The organism is Acinetobacter sp. BD54, from assembly GCF_044778325.1.
Classification (GTDB): Bacteria; Pseudomonadota; Gammaproteobacteria; order Pseudomonadales; family Moraxellaceae; genus Acinetobacter; species Acinetobacter baumannii.
On record NZ_JANJEP010000005.1, the window covers coordinates 326,765 to 344,671 of the forward strand.

Annotated in this window: 15 protein-coding genes and 1 pseudogene; 11 read left to right on the top strand and 5 right to left on the bottom strand. The window is 37.7% G+C overall.

Annotation, left to right across the window (positions count from 1 at the left end; translation table 11 throughout):
- Positions 1 to 5 precede the first annotated feature (5 nt).
- Positions 6 to 572, bottom strand: a complete 567-nt coding sequence (locus NQ782_RS10815) for a TetR/AcrR family transcriptional regulator (protein WP_057094092.1) — start codon at positions 570 to 572, stop codon at positions 6 to 8.
- A 319-nt stretch (positions 573 to 891) separates the two neighbouring features.
- Between NQ782_RS10815 and NQ782_RS10820 the strand changes: the two genes are divergently transcribed.
- The 3 genes and pseudogenes from NQ782_RS10820 to NQ782_RS10830 all read left to right on the top strand — a co-directional run bounded on the left by NQ782_RS10820 (position 892) and on the right by NQ782_RS10830 (position 3,156).
- Entirely contained in the window at positions 892 to 1,449 is a 558-nt protein-coding gene (locus NQ782_RS10820) for a TetR/AcrR family transcriptional regulator (RefSeq protein ID WP_025466243.1), read from the top strand.
- 743 nt (positions 1,450 to 2,192) lie between these two features.
- Positions 2,193 to 2,754, top strand: a pseudogene (locus NQ782_RS10825) (TetR/AcrR family transcriptional regulator).
- Between the two features lie 162 nt (positions 2,755 to 2,916).
- Positions 2,917 to 3,156 (top strand): hypothetical protein, encoded by a 240-nt coding sequence (locus tag NQ782_RS10830; RefSeq protein WP_171251923.1) that lies wholly within the window; start codon positions 2,917 to 2,919, stop codon positions 3,154 to 3,156.
- A 34-nt stretch (positions 3,157 to 3,190) separates the two neighbouring features.
- Here NQ782_RS10830 and NQ782_RS10835 read toward each other — a convergent pair whose 3' ends face one another.
- Positions 3,191 to 3,877 carry a pirin family protein gene (locus NQ782_RS10835; RefSeq protein ID WP_000995333.1) on the bottom strand — a complete coding sequence of 229 codons (687 nt, stop codon included), beginning with the start codon at positions 3,875 to 3,877 and terminating at the stop codon, positions 3,191 to 3,193.
- Positions 3,878 to 4,120: 243 nt separating this feature from the next.
- Complete coding sequence (locus tag NQ782_RS10840) at positions 4,121 to 5,089, bottom strand: threo-3-hydroxy-L-aspartate ammonia-lyase (protein WP_001061793.1); 969 nt, start codon at positions 5,087 to 5,089, stop codon at positions 4,121 to 4,123.
- Positions 5,090 to 5,341: 252 nt separating this feature from the next.
- Here NQ782_RS10840 and NQ782_RS10845 point away from each other — a divergent pair, with 252 nt between their 5' ends.
- Positions 5,342 to 5,965, top strand: a complete 624-nt coding sequence (locus NQ782_RS10845) for a transcriptional regulator (protein WP_000528174.1) — start codon at positions 5,342 to 5,344, stop codon at positions 5,963 to 5,965.
- Here NQ782_RS10845 and bauF read toward each other — a convergent pair.
- Positions 5,962 to 6,822, bottom strand: coding sequence for an acinetobactin utilization protein BauF (gene bauF / locus NQ782_RS10850; protein ID WP_057094523.1), 861 nt, complete (start codon positions 6,820 to 6,822; stop codon positions 5,962 to 5,964). The two genes, NQ782_RS10845 and bauF, sit on opposite strands and share 4 nt — an antisense overlap.
- Positions 6,823 to 7,216: 394 nt before the next feature.
- Here bauF and basA point away from each other — a divergent pair, with 394 nt between their 5' ends.
- On the top strand, positions 7,217 to 9,064 hold the full coding sequence (gene basA / locus NQ782_RS10855) for an acinetobactin non-ribosomal peptide synthetase subunit BasA (RefSeq protein WP_057094521.1): 1,848 nt from the start codon (positions 7,217 to 7,219) through the stop codon (positions 9,062 to 9,064).
- Between the two features lie 70 nt (positions 9,065 to 9,134).
- Here basA and basB read toward each other — a convergent pair whose 3' ends face one another.
- The gene (basB, locus tag NQ782_RS10860; protein WP_086231030.1) at positions 9,135 to 11,165 is read right to left on the bottom strand and encodes an acinetobactin non-ribosomal peptide synthetase subunit BasB; all 2,031 of its coding nucleotides are present in this window, start codon (positions 11,163 to 11,165) and stop codon (positions 9,135 to 9,137) included.
- Between the two features lie 499 nt (positions 11,166 to 11,664).
- On the opposite strand from basB, the gene NQ782_RS10865 reads away from it, so the two are divergent.
- From NQ782_RS10865 to NQ782_RS10890, 6 genes are all read left to right on the top strand, one after another.
- Positions 11,665 to 11,796: a hypothetical protein gene (locus tag NQ782_RS10865; protein ID WP_001218004.1), complete on the top strand. Its 132-nt coding sequence runs from the start codon at positions 11,665 to 11,667 to the stop codon at positions 11,794 to 11,796.
- Positions 11,796 to 12,737 (top strand): ferric acinetobactin ABC transporter permease subunit BauD, encoded by a 942-nt coding sequence (bauD, locus tag NQ782_RS10870; protein ID WP_001210792.1) that lies wholly within the window; start codon positions 11,796 to 11,798, stop codon positions 12,735 to 12,737. The genes NQ782_RS10865 and bauD overlap by 1 nt, the downstream gene beginning before the upstream one ends.
- Positions 12,737 to 13,684, top strand: a complete 948-nt coding sequence (gene bauC, locus NQ782_RS10875; protein ID WP_057094626.1) for a ferric acinetobactin ABC transporter permease subunit BauC — start codon at positions 12,737 to 12,739, stop codon at positions 13,682 to 13,684. The genes bauD and bauC overlap by 1 nt, the downstream gene beginning before the upstream one ends.
- Complete coding sequence (bauE, locus tag NQ782_RS10880) at positions 13,681 to 14,451, top strand: ferric acinetobactin ABC transporter ATP-binding protein BauE (RefSeq protein WP_000582117.1); 771 nt, start codon at positions 13,681 to 13,683, stop codon at positions 14,449 to 14,451. Before bauC ends, bauE begins: the two co-directional genes overlap by 4 nt.
- Positions 14,452 to 14,457: 6 nt before the next feature.
- On the top strand, positions 14,458 to 15,426 hold the full coding sequence (bauB, locus tag NQ782_RS10885) for a siderophore-binding periplasmic lipoprotein BauB (protein WP_001104131.1): 969 nt from the start codon (positions 14,458 to 14,460) through the stop codon (positions 15,424 to 15,426).
- Positions 15,427 to 15,511: 85 nt separating this feature from the next.
- Complete coding sequence (locus NQ782_RS10890; RefSeq protein WP_057094625.1) at positions 15,512 to 17,839, top strand: TonB-dependent siderophore receptor; 2,328 nt, start codon at positions 15,512 to 15,514, stop codon at positions 17,837 to 17,839.
- The last annotated feature ends 68 nt before the right edge of the window (positions 17,840 to 17,907 follow it).

The following is a 17,907-nucleotide window of genomic DNA, read 5'->3' on the forward strand; positions in this document are numbered from 1 at the left end:
TTCTCCTAGTGAAGTAGTGGGTGGGTTGTAGGTTGTAATAATTGATGGGCTAACTTACTGGCTCTTTGAATTGCTGCTTTACCACCGATTACAGGAGCTAAGGCAACGGCACCTTCAATGATGAGCATCAAACTTTCAGCTCTATCTTTAAAATGATCAGATGAAGTTTTAGCAAATTGGCCCATTAAAAAATCTAGTGTGCGTTGTTTATGAATAAGCACGGTCTGCACTATTTCAGTCTCTTTATGACGATACTCAGCTAGAGCACGTAAAAATAAACATCCTCTGTCACTTTCTTCTGTGAACCAGTTTTCCAACTCATTAAAAACGGCTACCCAATTTGGAATAGAGTTTTCTTTATTCTCAATGCATTGCTGTAGCTTTCTAAAAAAGCGTAATTCTCTTTCCTCAAGGACTTTTAAAATCAATTTTTCCTTTGAGTGAAAGTGTCGATAAAGAGTTCGTGGAGTTACCTCAGCTTCACGAACAATCTGATCAATTCCAGTTGCATGAAAGCCTTGATAGTCAAAAAGTCTCTCGGCAGTATTGAGAATGTCTTGGGCTTTGCTCATATAGAAAGGAGGTATAGTGAACGTTATATTTAAATTAGGTGGTGGTTAGCTTATTTTCAAAGGATTAATTTGCATGAATGCATGAGAAAAAGTCATGGGTTAATATTGAGTTAAATTTAAATTAATGAAAATTAAATAAATAATAAGGATGTATGTTTTATATTTAAGGTACTTGTATAATAATTCTAAAATGTAGATTAATGAAAAACAAACATTGTTTGGCTGACTTTTGTGTTTTTTATATTTTATAATTATAAATATGGAATATATGAAGTTCTTGCATATATTTTTTTCAATCTTTTTATAGTGCGGCTTATTTATGTCAAATATGGAAATTCCCTTTAGTTCATCAATGATTATCCATACTTCAAGATATCTTTTTGATCAACATGGATTTCATAATGTTGGAGTAGACCGTATCTCTAAAGAGTCAAATGTTAGCAAGATGACTTTTTATAAACACTTCAAAAGTAAAGAGAAACTAATTGAGCTGTGTCTTGAGTTTCATCAGGAAACTTTAATGCAACAAGTAAGTTCAATCTTAAGTGCAAACTTAAAAAGCCAAAATTTAGATAAGTTAAAAGAAATTTATTTTTTGCATGCTGATTTAAAAAGTCACTACCATTTAATATTTAAGGCTATATTCGAAATACAAAAAATATATCCTCAAGCTCATCGAGTAGTTATTAAGTATAGAGAATGGTTAATTAATATAATACTAGAAATATTATTAAATATTAAAAGCAATGCTTCTATTGAAGAAGCGAGATTACTTATATATATCATTGATAGTTCTATTATCCAGTCGCTTATAAATGATGAGATTGATCATAGAGAATATATATGGAGCTATTTCTCTAGTAAAATTTCACTCTAATAGTAAATCTGAATATGATTGAATTTTTAATGAAAATTAGGAAAGTTCTATCAGTCTTTGTAAGCCCAGAATCCTGTAACCTTTAAACTTTTTAAAAGGTTACACCTCCAAAACTTTACCCTATAAAACTATTACCCTAACCCCACCTTTATAAACCCCTCTTAAACAATAACTTACTCATTATTTAGCCTTACTTTTTTAATGATCTATTTTAAAGCAAATGTCATTTTGTGTGCTTGACTGCAATAAATGTGAAGCTTATCCTTTGCCTGCTGGCCACATTGCCAGTCGGTTTTAGCAGACCGTGATGAAAGATCGCATCAGAGTTATTCCTATCTGAGGGATACTCTTATGTGTAAACTCCTAGTCTCCTCCCGTAGCGGTAGGACGGGAGAGGGACACCTACGGGTGTGCTGGTTATATCTTTCACCAGTCTGCTAACCCTTTCTCGTTCTGCCACCATAATTTTAATGCCTTGGCAGAACTCCCAATAAAAAGGAGTTGGCTTTGCACATCCATTATTTCTTGGCTCTCAATGCCAAAAGCTATAACGACACCACATAAACTTTAAAGCAGTTTGAGGGCTATTAGCGCTTTCAGGCTTTAAATCGTCACAACCAAAAACTTAGCAACAATAAAACTTGAGATGTGCCAAGCATAGTCTTTATAGGTTTTGCTGTGCCTTTTTTTCTCCCAAAAAAGTATCTCATTTACAAACAACAAGAATTTATAACGGTAAAATTATGCGAAATGTAGTTCTCCCAACACGTGCCTTATATGTTGTAAATAAAGCGATTGATCTGTTTCATCACCGTGGGTTTCACCTTATTGGCGTCGACAGAATAGTGAGAGAATCAGAGATTACAAAAGCGACTTTTTATAATTACTTTCACTCTAAAGAAAGGCTTATTGAAATCTGCCTCATGGTGCAAAAAGAAAAGCTCCAAGAACAAGTAGTCGCAATGGTTGAGTATGATTTGTACTTCCGCAATCGATAAACTCAAAAAACTTTATGATTTACATACCGATGTAGAAGGGCCGTATTACTTATTATTTAAAGCCGTTTTTGAAATTAAAAATAGCTATCCCAACGCTTATCAATCCGCAGTGCGCTATAGAACATGGCTAAAAAATGAGATTTATAGCCAACTTAGATTGCTTAAACCCGATGTCTCTTTTACCGATGCCAAACTATTTTTATATATGGTGGAAGGCACAATCATTCAGCTTTTAAGCTCTGGTGGGGTAAGCGAGCGGGAGAGTGTGTTTGAGTGTTTTTTAAGAGGGCTAACTACATGCAAATGAAAAGTTTAGGGTTGCGTCAGTAGCAGCTAAATACGAGTCATAAGAAAGGGGGCTGTATGCTGTATTTATCAAAAAATAACTTGTTTATTCAGCATGGCTCCTTTAAATAATGAAAGAGAAAAACAACAATGATCTCTATAGCTGTATGAGGGAGGACGTTATTTGAAGTTATTTATTGTGATATTTATTGCCATTTTTTCTAGTATTGGAATCATTTGCTTAATCGCATTACTCAGAAATTCAAAAAATTATTCACCATCGGGTGAGCATGATTATTCAGCTTCAACACATCCACAACACCACCATATTCACGATAACAGTTACTATAGTTCTCATTCATCAAATGATTGCTCATCATTTTCCGACTCAGGCGGATGTGATGGGGGCGGTAGCAGTGACTAAAAAGCCCTTTCATATAAAAGGGCTTTTAAGCAGTTTAAGGTAAATCAAACCAGATAAATTGGCTGTCTTCATTTGCATGAATCACGGCATTATCTTCAAAGACCAGAGCATCACCCGCTTTCACTTCGTACTCACCAATACGAACTTCACCTGAAATTACATGAACGTAATTTACTCGTTTTGAAGTCTCAACTGGCAGTTCACGACCTTTTTCAAGTACCGCAGATTTTACCTCTGCATCTTGGCGAATATGCATTGGTGCATTTGCGTCAGGGCCTGCAATCAAATGCCATTCGTTAGGTTGATTACGTGGGTCCAAACTAATTTGCTGATAATTTGGCTCGGCTTCTTTTACATCGGGAATAATCCAGATTTGTAATAAGTGCACTGGCGTATCGGTGTTATTAATCTCACTATGAGCAACACCTGTACCTGCACTCATAAGTTGCCATTCACCTGCTTTAATCTGGCCTTCATTTCCCATGGTATCACGGTGTGAAATTGCACCATCAAGCACACAGGTTAAAATTTCCATATTGTCATGCGAGTGAGTACCGAAACCGTTGTGGGCATCGATTCGGTCATCATTAATGACTCGAAGTGCACTTACCCCCATATATTTAGGGTTATACCAGCTACCAAACGAAAAGCTATGATAAGACTCTAACCAACCTGCTTTAACATGACCACGATCTTCACTACGATGCAAATAAGCATTCATGACTCGATCTCCTCAATTATTATTTATCTCTTGAGGGATATGTTAAACCTGTGGGGTAAAGCTAAAAATAGAGTAGATGCAACATATTGTTGCATTTTTAAGATGATTAAGATTTTTATAAATATTCGTTTTAAATTTTAGATATAAAAAGCCTGTATAAAGCAGGCTTTTTTTAAAAGACATTACATATAAATGCCTACCTATAAGGCTTTAAAGGAAATTATAGAGAGAAATTGAGTTTGATTAGGCAGATAAAAACTCCGCATATTTAGAAATATCGACGTTGCCACCACTAATAATAATGCCGATACGTTTGCCTTTTAACTCATCTTTTAAGTTACGGGCAGCCGCAAATCCAAGACATCCAGTCGGTTCAACCACCATCTTCATTCTTTCAGCAAAGAACTTCATAGCATTAATGAGTTCTTCGTCTGTGACCGTCAAAATGTCATCAACTTTTTGTTGAATAATAGGAAAGGTCAATTTGCCTAAATATTGAGTTTGCGCGCCATCGGCAATGGTTGGTGGGGTATCAATATGAACAATTTCTCCTTTTCTAAAAGACATTTGTCCATCATTTCCTAGCGCAGGTTCAACGCCATATATTTTACAGTTTGGAGAAAGCTGGCGAGCAGACAGGGCAGAACCTGCCAACAAACCGCCACCACCTAAACATACAAACAGGTAATCTAAATCACCGACTTCTTCAAATAACTCTTTAGCAGCCGTACCTTGACCTGCTATCACATGCGGATGGTCATAAGACGGAATTAATGTTAGACCATTTTTTTCGGCAATCTCTTTTCCAATTTTTTCCCGATCTTCCGTATAACGGTCAAATTCAACAATATTGCCGCCGTATTCTCGCGTTGCTGCCATTTTTGCAGCAGGTGCATCTTTAGGCATGATAATGGTTGCAGGAATACCAAGAATTTTTGATGAAAGCGCAATGGCTTGTGCATGATTTCCCGAAGAAAAAGCAACTACACCTGCTTTCTTTTGAGTCTCATTAAATTGCAAAAGTGCATTCATGGCACCACGAAATTTGAAAGCGCCTACACGCTGAAAATTTTCACATTTAAAGAACACTTCTGCTTCAAATTCATTGTTCACCGTACGTGAAGTTAAAACAGGGGTTTTATTTATAAAATCTTTTATACGTTCAGCAGCGGCTGCGACATCTTCATAATTTGGAAGGGTTAAATTGTTCATAATTAAACCTGATTCTATTCAATATTTTCGGATGCAAGATTTCGTATTGCCAAGGAAAGCACAATCTATTGACCTTGTTTAGATAAAATATATATATTTAGACAAAATGTCTAATTTATTTTTTAATTTGATAACAATGAGATATAAGATTTTGATTTACATTAAGTTTAAAATTAGATAAAAAGTCTAAATTACTGTTTGTGTACTTCCCTCTAGGGTTTGAAACAGTATTAAGTCATTAGGAGAAATACATTGGGCAATCGTGATAAACATTTACTCACTCAACTCGATACCATCGCGAAAGGGTTAAGTGAAACACTAGCGCCTTTTTGTGAAGTGGTTGTCCATGACTTAACCAATCCTGAGCATGCCATACTCTCAATACACAATAATTTATCTGGCCGAAAAGTTGGAGATCCGGCAACTGAGTTGGGGCTGGCAAGAATTATGTCTCCGGAGTTTCCAAACCTTATTACAAACTATGCTAACCAGTTTGCAGATGGCCGCCCTGCAAAAAGCACCTCGATCGGTATTAAAGATGAAGAGGGCCAGTACGTAGCTGCTTTATGTATGAATATTGATTTAACCTTATTTAGAGGGATGCAAAGCGCTTTAGAGCATTTCACTAAAATTGAGACTGACAGCATTATTGAAAACTTGGAACCGAATGGCACGGAAGCAATTCGAAAATATATCGATCAGTTTGCTTCAAAACATGCCACTACACCGCGTATGCTAAAACTCAATGAGAGAAAGCAATTAATACAAGAACTCAAGAATAATGGCTTACTAGAAATTAAAAAGGCTGTGGAAACGGTTGCCCAACATTTAGGTATATCCAGAGCCAGTGCCTATTTGTATGTAAAAGAAACTTAATTTGCCAAATCGAGGTCATCATATTCGTTCAAGGTCTTACCTTGCTGAATATGTTCCTGATAATGTTGAGCACGCAGTTTGTCTAACTCTGAGCTAGATACGCCGTCTCTCCAATAGCCGGCAATACGCACGTCATTTTTATTTAACTGTTGATCTTCTAGAAAAAATTGACGTAAGGCTCTTGCTTCGTTGCGTTCGCAAGCCGCCCAAATCGTAATATTTTCGTAATGTTCTAGCACAAATGCTGCCTTTAAAAGAAGGCCTTTCTGTGACGTGTGATGTTCTTTATGGAACGAATGAATTTTGACATGCTCAAGTTCGGGTAATTGGCTAGCAATGTCTTTTTCAAAACTTTCAATGAAAATATCTGCACTTATGCCGAGTTCCCATTGCTTGAGTATTGAATATAACGCAGGTACAGCCGTATCGTCGGCAAACATGACCACATGCTTTTTGTCTGTGAAGTTGGGAATAAAATGAGGGCGGGGGCCAATAAGCCCGATTTTTGTACCCACTTGAGCTGAATTAAGCCATTCCATTGCTGGGCTTAAATCTTCATGTTTAACAAAATCAATTTCGATTTGAGTATTTACAGGGTTAAATGAACGGACCGTATAGACGCGTGAAATGGGTTGTCCCTCTGGCGGATTGTTCACAATTAAGCGGATTGCCAAATTGGGAGCTTGCCAAAGCTCTGGTTGTAATGTGTTGATTTTTCCTTGAATTCTTACAATAGAAGGATACGGCGTCTGAATCGAGACAAGAGTCATCTCAAGCTGTTCCATATCTTGTAAATGGTCTTTTTCTTTTAGTAAGTCGCCATATTCTTGTTTCGATTTTTCTGCAATTTTTGTCATATATATAACCCAAGCTTAATGATTACTATAGAGCGCGATAATTGATATAGATGTAACCTCTCTATGAGCTACGATAACCAAGTTAGCTCTTAATGTAAATAATAATCATTATTAATTGTGTGTTTTAGATGATAGAATTAGTTCACTAAACGATTAAATCGAATAGCAAAAATTTTTTTATTATTTTGATATTTATCATTTTTTATTAATGGCTTTTAAAAGAAAGAAATTGATATTTCTCTTAATAGCAATTGTAAATGATTATCATTTATATTATTGTGCTGGGGTATCTATTATTCAAACAAACATCGATAAAGACGACATTTTTATAACTTTGTTTTTGAATATTAGGTTGGGTGGTATTGCATAAAGAATAGGGTGAGGACCAAGATAAATGTTAAAAGATTTGAGTCAAAATTTAGGGCAAATGAATGATAAAAATAACAACGTAGAAAATTTCTTAAAGCGAATTTATGAAAATATTTTTGATAAAAATTCCAATCGAACAGCACTCATTTTTGAAGGTCGTAGCATTAGTTATGCTGAGGTAGGGACTCAAGTCGCCAAAGTTATGTATGCGCTAAGAAAGCAAGACTTGGCGACAGGGTCGGTGGTGGCAATTTGCCTGAGAAAAAGTCCTGAGTATATTTATACAGCTTTAGCATGTGCGCTCACTGGCATCATTTGGCTACCTGTAGATATGGATTCTCCGCCGTCGCGACTGAACTATTTATTGACGAATAGTCGGGCAGATGTTGTGGTGAGTGACTCATCCATTGCAGGTGTGCAAAACCTAAATATTAACGAAATTTTATCGGCCACAACTGAGTATGAACCGAGCTTAAATGCCGAAATTAACCGACGTCCGGCTTATTATTTATATACTTCGGGAAGTACAGGGACTCCAAAATGTGTGGTCCTAAATAATCAAGCCACAGAAAACACGCTACAACAGACGATCTCGGAATGGGAAATTACTGCTGACGATGTGATTATGGCGGTAACACCGTTTCATCATGATATGTCGGTATTTGATGTATTTGCTTCAATGGCAGTGGGTGCAACTTTGGTGGTTCCATCTTTTGAGCAAAGTAAAAATGCTGTTGTCTGGGCCAATTTAGTAGATCGTTGCAAGGTTACGATTTGGAGCAGTGTCCCTGCCATTGTCGATATGCTGTTCAGTGTAGCTCAAAAAGAACAATTACAATCTTTGCGTTTAATTGCCCAAGGCGGCGACTATATCAAGCCTTCACTTATAGCGAAGTTAAGACAACAATTACCTAACGCTCGTTTATTTTCATTAGGTGGACCTACCGAGACCACAATTTGGAGTATATGGCATGAAATAAATGAGCAAGATCAGGAAATTATTCCGTATGGAAAAGCTTTAGAAAATAACCGTTATTTTATTTTGGATGAAAATCTAAAGCCTTGCCAAATGGGCGAGGTCGGTACGATGTATATGGCCGGCCTGAATTTATCTAATGGTTATTTACTTGATGGGGAAATTAATTATAAAGATTTCGTTGATATTCAAGTGAGCGAAAATGAAACTCAAACTGCTTTTCGCATGAGTGATCAAGGATATTTTAGGGAAGATGGAAATATTATTTTTGCGGGACGTGAGGAAGGTTATTTAAAGATAAAAGGCGTGAGAATCTCTGCGGCCGAGGTTGAAAATGCTTTGATGAAGAACCCGTATATCCATAACTGTGTGGTGATCAGTTGTGTACACCCAACAACTGAAACTCAAGAGTTAGTCGCTGTTTACACCCTAGAAAATAAATATAAAACTACTCGCCTAAATAGCCCCGAATTAAAGAACTTCTTAAAAATACATTTGCCGAGTTCACATATTCCTTCGAAATATTTGGCCGTCGAAACCATACCTCTCACTCGAAATGGAAAAATTGATCGTAAAGCTGTGCAAGAAATCGCTCAGGGGAAAATTTACGTAACTTCTGCGTTGTCTGCAAACTCTTCTAAAGCATCGTCAGCAGTCGCTGAGGTGGGGGATTCGGTTTTATCGGTTTTCCGTGAATGCATAGCTGACAGCCAAGCTGAAAAAATGGATATTTTTTATAGAAGTGAAATATTAGATATAGGAATTCGTCCGAAACAACTCATGAGTATTGCTCAGAAACTTTCTCAAAAGCTCAATACACAAATTGACTTTTATACGTTAGTTAGCTGCAAAACAATTCAGGATGTGGTGAATAAAGTAGAGCAGCAAATAAAATAGAAACATTGAAATGTGCTTAAAAGCGGAGTTGAGTTGTTTGCTTTTAAGCACATAGTTGGTTTTAGGGCAACTAGATTTGAGCTAATGTTGCCTTAATTTTTTCGCAAATACTTTTCACTGTTGCAGTCGGGAAGCGGTGAGCCTGATACGTAATAATCATGCTTAACTGATGCTGTCCATCAATCACATTTTCCATAATTTCAAAATGTAACCCGAACATGGATTCATCACGTTCCGGCAAAATCTGACGATAAGGAAGGTCTTGTCCTTGAGGTGTTTTGAGCGCGCCGTTTAAAGCATTATTTGAATGGATATGAATAAACACATCAAATAACAGCCCTTCATCTGCGCTCATCCCTAACGCATTTTGTATATGGTTGATTGGAATATCTGCATAGGCCATCGAGGTATTAATCATTGTGCTGATATTGTGGAGCAATGATTGGAATGAATCTGAAGGGCTAAACTGTGTGCGATGCGCCACCATGGTCGTAAAGTAACCCACCGTATCAAAAAACTCAGGATCAGTTCGTCCAGAGGCAGAAGTACCAATCACAATATCTTTTAAATTACCTTGTTGCTGTAATGCATGGGCGATAGCAGTATAGAGAACCGTGAAAATAGAAGAGCTGTGTTGTCTCGAAAATGCGAGAAGCTTGTCATGCATTTCCGGTGCAAATTTAAGTTCGAGCCATTGGACTGGAGGTTTTTCCTTTTCAGCATTTAATTCATGTTCCGAAACAGGAAGGCTTAGACCTTTGGTTGCCCCTGTTAGCAGGTTAGTCCAATAATTTAGATGGTCTTGATTGATACCTTGTTTTTGCTGGCGTAAAGAAAAATCAAGAATAGATTGGGCAGGTGCCTTCCAGCTCGGTGCTTGAGCATTTGAGCGAGCAAGATAAGCATGCGCAAGGTCAGCCATAATGGTATTTAAAGACCATTCATCAATCACCATGTGATGAACTAAAAACGATAGAGTTTGGCGACCTTTGGCATTTCGAATTAAACGAATTCTTAAGGGAAGTTCACGGGTTAAATCAAATTTATATGAAGCTTCACTTGCAAGCGTTGCATCGTGACTTTCGGCACTGTTCCAAAACCATTTGAATTGTTTAAGTTCAGACGTAGGAATAACCTGTTGATAGGTTTGACCATTGGCGCTATTAAAAATAGTACGTAAGCCTGCATGGCGCTCCACAATATCTGTAAACGCCTGAAAGAAAACATCTTCATTAATTTCTTCAAGGAATTCTACGGCAAATGGTAAGTTATAAATTGGGCTAAAATCGAACGCAGAATAAGCTTGCCACAGGAAATCTTGAGCTAAAGTAAGCGGGGCTTTATCTACACTTTGTAAGGTGGTTTTTTCAGTTTTTGCAGATTTAACGAAAGCATATTGGGCTAAGTCAGCCGCAGATGGAGATTTAAAGAAATCATTAAATTGAATCTCAATTCCATGTTTATTAAGTAGGTTTCCAATAATTCGCGTTGCTAATAGTGAATGGCCGCCAAAATCAAAAAAGTCATCATGCTGACTCATTTCGGGTTCAGCGAGCGTATTTCGAAACTCTTCTAAAATAATTTCTGACACATAATTTTGGTTAGATTGTTCTGACGCTTTTGTAGAATTTGCATCGAGTTGATTTGATATATCAATTTCTGTCAGCACCAATGGCATATTATGTGGTGAATATTGTTGATATCGATTTTGTATAGCCTGAATGAAATCTGACTTTTGATAGCTTTCATCAAGAATCGGGTGGAGCGCTAAAATAAGAAAATAGTCTTGCTCTGTTTCTATGAGACTTGTAAAAAAAGGGGGATGAAATTCTGCGTTCCATGCTTGTGCTTTTAAGGTAGCGACCTGCTCAAATACGTGTTCTGCATTGCTCTTTTTTACTTCTAGGCAAGCTGAATGGTCATCAAATGGATACTTGTATAAATCACCTTCGTCACTAAATGTATAGCGAACATTTAAGTCAGGTGTAGTTTTAATAATGTCTTGAATTGCTTTAATGAGCAGTTGAATGTCTAAATCTTGATTAAGTTTCCATAGATTAAAACGTCGGTTAACTTGTTCAGGCTGTTGTAATTGCAACATCCAGATATGTTCTTCGTAATCAGTAACCGAAAGGAGAGTGGGCGATTTGGAAAATTGTTCCAACATAAATGAATCCTGGTTTATCAAATGGCTATTTTCATCAATTTTTATTTCGCAAATTTTTTACATTAGACTAAATTTCATATAATTCATAATGTTATAGATTTGCTTGTTTGCAAAAATTGACCTTTTTCTAATGAGTTGATGTCCACATGAACTGTACTGATGTAACAGTAGGGTTACATTTTACCTTTAAACATACTATAATTGATTCTCATTTACATCAAGATTATTATTTGCAAGTAGATGGTACCAATTGAGAATGACGAATTTTTAAAATAGAAAATAAATAATAAGTTATTGATTAATATTTATTTAATTCGAAATTGGTTGGGAAAAAATAATTTAAAGATGAAAAAACGCTCCTCGGAATAGGACTGTGATTTTGCCTATTCAAAAGGAACTGATTCTGTTGTCTCGATAAAATTGAGGAATTTTCATGAGAATATTCAATCATGAAAGGTTAATAAGCCCATCAAATGTTGAACAAATTTTCCCTCGCTTTGGTTTGATGGGATTAAATTTGCAATTTGCATCGGCTTTATTACGCTCAAGTGGGGCACGCCACTGATGCGATTTGGCTTATTCTGTATTTTTATCATTTTATGTATTTGCTCATTATTGCTCGGGGCTGAACAAATACAGTGGTCTACCTTATTTTCTTTTTCTCATGAGAGTTGGCTCACTCTTACAGCCAGCCGTATTCCTCGTTTAATTACTATTGTGCTTACCGGTATCGGGTTGGCGGTATGTGGCGTCATCTTGCAGCATATTGTGCGTAACAAGTTTGTTGAACCGGAAACTTCGGGTGGTTTAGATGCTGCCAAACTGGGAATTTTAGTGTCATTAACTTTAGTTCCGGTAACCAGCACGCTGAGCAAGATGATATTTGCGATCATTTTTTGTTTTATTGCTAGCTTAATTTATATCGCAATTATTCGCCGGATCCGTTTTAGAAATACGGTTTTAGTACCGGTTATTGGCTTGATGTACGGCAGTGTACTGAGTGCCTTAGCTGAGTTTTATGCCTATCGCTTTAATATTTTACAAAGTATGCAAGGGTGGCTTTTAGGAGATTTTTCAAAAATTGTCCAAGGCCACTATGAAGTTATTTACATTATTTTTCCGATTGTTGTCCTAACTTATCTTTTCGCACACCGCTTTACCGTGATTGGTATGGGTGAAGAGATGGCTTCTAGCTTAGGTCTCAGTTATGCAGCTATAGCCGCGATTGGTTTGATACTGGTTGCTATTACAGTTTCGACCACAGTAATTACGGTTGGTGCTATTCCTTTTGTGGGGCTCGTGGTCCCCAATTTGGTCGCACTGAAATACGGAGAAAACTTAGCTAAAACCTTGCCCATTGTGGCTTTGGGTGGGGCATCTCTATTACTGGTTTGCGACATTCTTGGCCGCTCAATCATTTACCCATTTGAAGTGCCAATTGGACTTACCGCAGGTGGTGTGGGGGGAATTATTTTCCTCATCCTCATTTTGAGGGAGTTCAGATAATGCGTATTACAAAGTTATGGATGATTTATCTGATTGTCATCTGCCTAGCAGTATGTTTTTTATTTTTAAACTCAGGGTTAGATTTTGATTACGTCATTCCTAACCGACTTTTGCGTCTTGCCACGATTGTGATAGCTGGTATTTGCGTTGCTTTTTCCTCAATTGTTTTTCAGACATTGGTTGGTAATCGTATTTTGACCCCTTCCATTATGGGCTATGAAGCGATTTATCTCTTATGGCAAGTTTTGTTGTTGTTTTTTTGGGGGACACATGGATTAAGCCAGTTAGGGGTAAATGGTAATTTCTTTATCTCTATCGTTTTAATGCTGCTTTATTCATGGGTAATCCATAAGTGGTTATTGCCATATGGCAGAAATGATGTCTTTCTCCTGTTGCTTTTAGGCTTAGTCCTTACGATGGTCGTCGGGACGGTTACTCAATTTATTCAACTCAAAATTAATCCTGGTGAATTTTCTGTTTTCCAAGGCCTTAGCTATGCTTCGTTTAATCGCTCTCACCCAGAAACTTTATTGTATGCCAGCTTAGCCGTAGTCATTGTTCTATTCCTCGGTAGAAAAGCGCTCCCTATTCTGGATGTTCTGGTTTTAGGACGTGAGCAAGCCATTTCATTAGGCATTGATCATCACCGCTATGTCAGTTTCTATTTAGCCCTGATCGCTATTTTGGTTGCGGTATCTACCAGCCTGATTGGCCCGACAGTATTTATGGGCGTATTCATTGCCAATATTACTTATGCACTAGCAAGAAGTTATAAGCATAAATTAACGCTGCCCATGGGCTGTGCCATCACGATTGCCATATTTATTGCTGCTCAAATTTTAGTTGAGCACGTTTTTAATTACAAAACGACCGTCAGCATTCTGGTCAACCTCGTATGTGGCATTTATTTCCTTGCGCTGACGGTTCGTACCCGAGGTGTTGCATGATTCATGTCAAGAATATCAATAAGTCATATGGAAATAAGCCAATACTGACTGACGTAAATGTTGAATTTCCTACAGGTCAGGTGACGTCACTCATTGGCCCAAATGGAGCCGGAAAATCGACTTTGCTCATGATGATGGCACGTTTAATTGAGCCGGATAAAGGAGAGATTTTTCTTAATCATCAAAATATTGCGGATATTAAAACCGCTGTTTATGCCAAGCATGTCGCGACTTTACGTCAAGCACCCGGCTTCAATTTGCGCTTAACCGTAGAAGAGCTGGTGTCATTTGGACGCTTTCCTTATAGCCGTGGTGTTTTAACCGAGCAAGATCGTCAGGTGGTTGATGAAGCGATTGAGTTTCTTTCTTTAGAACCACTGCGCAAATCTTACATAGATGAGATTAGTGGCGGTCAAAGGCAAATGGCCTTTTTGGCGATGACGATCGCCCAGCAAACAGACGTACTTTTATTAGATGAACCCTTAAATAACCTTGATATGAAACATGCCGTTCAAATTATGCGTGCACTCAGACGCTTATGTGATGAACAAGGGCGCACTGTGATTTTAGTCATTCATGACATCAATTTCGCCACGAATTACTCGGACCATATTGTCGCGCTCAAGAACGGCAAGCTTCATTTCAGTGGGTTAACGGAACAAGTGATTACAGAGGCGCAATTAAATGATCTGTACGAGCTTGATTTTGAAATTACATACAGTGAGCGTGGCTGTATGTGTAATTACTTCAACTCATCTGGAGCTTGAATACATATGAACTGGAAGAAAAAGTATGGGGGAGTAGCCCTCATCATAGCGGCAGCTGTCACTCTACAAGCATGTGATCAAAAAGTTGCAGATACCACTCAAGCTTCTCAGAAGCTAGCAGAACCGATTACGGTGAAACATGCGCTTGGAACTACGGTGATAGATCATTTACCGCAACGCGTTGCTGTACTTGATATGAATGAAGCTGACTTTCTAGATCAACTCAATGTCCCGATTATGGGAATGCCAAAAGATTATGTTCCACACTTTTTGGAAAAATATAAAAAAGATGCACAAATTCAGGATTTGGGTGCAATTGTACAGCCCAATATGGAAAGGATATATGCATTAAAACCAGACTTGATTTTGATGACGCCATTACACGTTAATCAGTATCAGGAACTGTCCAAAATTGCCCCGACCATTCATTACGATATTAACTTCAACAACAGCGAGAGTAATCATATTGGTCTGGTTAAAGACCATATGATGACCTTAGGAAAAATCTTTAATAAAGAAGATTTAGCTCGCCAGAAAGTTTCTGAACTTGATGAACAAGTGAAACAAGTACAAGCCGTAACGGCCAATCGCCCAGAAAGAGCGTTAGTCGTTCTTCATAACAATGGGGCATTTAGTAATTTTGGTATTCAGTCACGCTATGGCTTTATTTTTAATGCCTTTGGGGTAAAGCCTGCAAGTGGAGTGGTGGATACAAGTCTACATGGGCAACCTATTTCGAGTGAATTCATCAAAAAAGCGGATCCCGACATTCTTTATATTGTGGACCGAACTGCTGTGATGGAACATCGCTCAAACATTAATGCTGCCAGTGTTGAAAATCCATTATTACGTCAAACCAAAGCATGGAAAAACGGTCGTGTCATTTTTGTCGATGCCGATGCGTGGTACACCACGGCTGCAAGCCCAACCTCACTCAAAATAGTGATGGAAGATGTGAAAAAAGGCTATCAATAAATTTTTGGGCACATCACTTAGTTAAATTTTACAGCATAAATTTTCACTATTTTGCTATGAATTTTAAGCAGATAGTTAATAAAAAATGAATCAAAACATTAAAGGTCTTTCAATGAACAACGTTAGCTATAACCGTAATTTTAAAACTGGGAATGATCAAAGAATTAATCACCGTTCTTTTGTATTAAATGGCGTTGCATCTGCACAAATGGCCCTTCGATTAGGCTATGCATTAGGCACCGTATTTGTACTATGTGCATCAAATACCTATGCTGCTGTTATTGATAATTCAACAAAAACTCTAGAACAACAACAGGCTGCTCAAACAAATGTAGCAGCTTTACCCGCAATTACCGTAAAAGCTGAACAAGATGATACTTATGCGGGAGGGCAGGTTTCGTCGAAAAGCTCAGTTGGCTTTTTAGGTAATAAAACCGCTATGGAAACCCCGTTTAATACCATTGCGTATACAGAAAAATATATTGCAGATCAGCAAGCGAAAGATATCACCGATGTGATTGCAAAAACGGATCCATCTATTTTTTCAACTGGCGCTTACGGCGTAATTGCAGAAAGTTATGCCATTCGTGGATTTAGATCAAGTTCTGTGGCTGCTGGCCGCGATACTTCTATGGGCGGATTATATGGTATTGCTCCTTTATACCGCGCTTCACCGGAAATGTTTGAACGTATTGACGTGTTAAAAGGCCCTTCAGCAATGTTAAATGGAATGCCTCCAGGTTCAACTTTAGGGGGAACAGTTAACTTGGTTCCGAAACGTGCAGGAGATGATCCCTTAACTCGTTTTACAACGACGTATATGTCGGATTCACAATTCGGAGGCCATCTGGATATTGGACGCCGTTTTGGTGAAAACAAAGAGTTTGGTGTGCGGTTCAATAGTGTATATCGAGATGGTGAAGGACCGATTAAAGAGCAAGAAAAAACCACTCATCTATTTTCACTTGGTTTAGATTGGAGAGGTGACAATGCACGACTTTCAGCCGATTTATATACTAGCCGTGACCATGCTGACGGTATAAATCGTGGTTTAACCATTTTACCGGGTGTCAATTTACCCAAAGCGCCAAATCCCGATACTTTATTGAACCCAACGTGGACGGTCTATAACACGCGTGATACGGGAGGTATGATCCGAGGCGAGTATGACTTAAATGATAAGTGGATGGCGTATGCAACGGCAGGTATGAGTAAAACAGAATATAACACTTTAGGTGCTGCTAAAACTGAAATACAAAATGAAGCGGGAGATATAAAGTTTAATATTGCACATTTAGGTTTCAAATATGAACGTAAATCTGCTGAAGTGGGTTTACGTGGTAAATTTGATACAGGTGCTGTAAAACATGCTCTGGCATTCAATGCAACACATTACCGCGAAACGGATGACGAAGCTGGTATTAGACAAGGATTTCCTGAGGGAGATCGTGTAACTAATATTTATAATCCGAATTGGGGAAGTAAACCGAACCGCGTTCCTATTGCATCTATTTTTAGTAATAAAGAAAATTTAACAAGTGTTGGCTTAGCCGATACGATGTCGGTTCTTCAAGATCAAGTCCAATTAACCTTAGGACTGCGTTATCAAAATATTGTCACCGAAAGTTTAAATGGGCAGGGCGTCCGAAATATTAACGGTCGTTATGATAAAAACGCTATTACACCTGCAGCTGCAATTTTGGTAAAAGCAAATGATCATGTTTCATTATATGCAAACTATATTGAAGGATTAAGCTCAGGGGGAACCGTACCTACAGGACAAAACTACGAAAATGAGGGGCAAATATTTTCTCCTTTTAAAACTAAACAGATGGAAACCGGAATTAAAATTGACAGCGGTAACTTCACCAATACGTTTAGTGTATTTCAGATCAAATCTAGAAATTCGTATGTAATTAAAAGTACCGATGAAAAAATCAAATCTATTTATGGCGCTGATGGAGAACAACGTAATCGCGGAGTTGAATGGGGCTTTTATGGTTCACCTGTTGACAATATTCGTGTAATGGGAGGATTAACTTATATTGATCCTAAAATTACAAAAACCAGAATTGCAAGCGAGTTAGGAAATGTTGTTGCCGGTGTTCCAAAAGTGCAAGCTAAGCTTGGTATTGAAGGTGATGTGTCGTATATCCCGGGCTTAACTTTGACTGCCAATGCGACAGCTGCGTCTAAACAATATATTTATAATGATAATTCAACCTCAGTGCCTGGACGTGAAGTGTACGGAATTGGCGCACGTTATAATACGAAAATAGCTCAATTTCCTGTCACTATTCGCGGGAATATTGATAACCTCACCAATAAGTCATATTGGTCAATGCCTCAATTTACAAGTTTAATGCTTGGTGCACCACGTACTTATTTATTATCTGCCACAATTGATTTTTAATTTGATCTAAAAAGAACATATAAAAAAACTGCCAAATTTGATTTGGCAGTTTTTTTATTAAGCGTTTT

Bases quoted from the DNA above. Each gene is read 5' to 3' on its own strand.
- NQ782_RS10815 (WP_057094092.1), bottom strand. From the start codon at position 572: ATGAGCAAAGCCCAAGACATTCTCAATACTGCCGAGAGACTTTTTGAC.
- NQ782_RS10820 (WP_025466243.1), top strand. From the start codon at position 892: ATGTCAAATATGGAAATTCCCTTTAGTTCATCAATGATTATCCATACT.
- NQ782_RS10835 (WP_000995333.1), bottom strand. From the start codon at position 3,877: ATGAATGCTTATTTGCATCGTAGTGAAGATCGTGGTCATGTTAAAGCA.
- NQ782_RS10840 (WP_001061793.1), bottom strand. From the start codon at position 5,089: ATGAACAATTTAACCCTTCCAAATTATGAAGATGTCGCAGCCGCTGCT.
- bauF (WP_057094523.1), bottom strand. From the start codon at position 6,822: ATGACAAAAATTGCAGAAAAATCGAAACAAGAATATGGCGACTTACTA.
- basA (WP_057094521.1), top strand. From the start codon at position 7,217: ATGTTAAAAGATTTGAGTCAAAATTTAGGGCAAATGAATGATAAAAAT.
- basB (WP_086231030.1), bottom strand. From the start codon at position 11,165: ATGTTGCAATTACAACAGCCTGAACAAGTTAACCGACGTTTTAATCTA.
- NQ782_RS10865 (WP_001218004.1), top strand. From the start codon at position 11,665: ATGAGAATATTCAATCATGAAAGGTTAATAAGCCCATCAAATGTTGAA.
- bauD (WP_001210792.1), top strand. From the start codon at position 11,796: ATGCGATTTGGCTTATTCTGTATTTTTATCATTTTATGTATTTGCTCA.
- bauC (WP_057094626.1), top strand. From the start codon at position 12,737: ATGCGTATTACAAAGTTATGGATGATTTATCTGATTGTCATCTGCCTA.
- bauE (WP_000582117.1), top strand. From the start codon at position 13,681: ATGATTCATGTCAAGAATATCAATAAGTCATATGGAAATAAGCCAATA.
- bauB (WP_001104131.1), top strand. From the start codon at position 14,458: ATGAACTGGAAGAAAAAGTATGGGGGAGTAGCCCTCATCATAGCGGCA.
- NQ782_RS10890 (WP_057094625.1), top strand. From the start codon at position 15,512: ATGAATCAAAACATTAAAGGTCTTTCAATGAACAACGTTAGCTATAAC.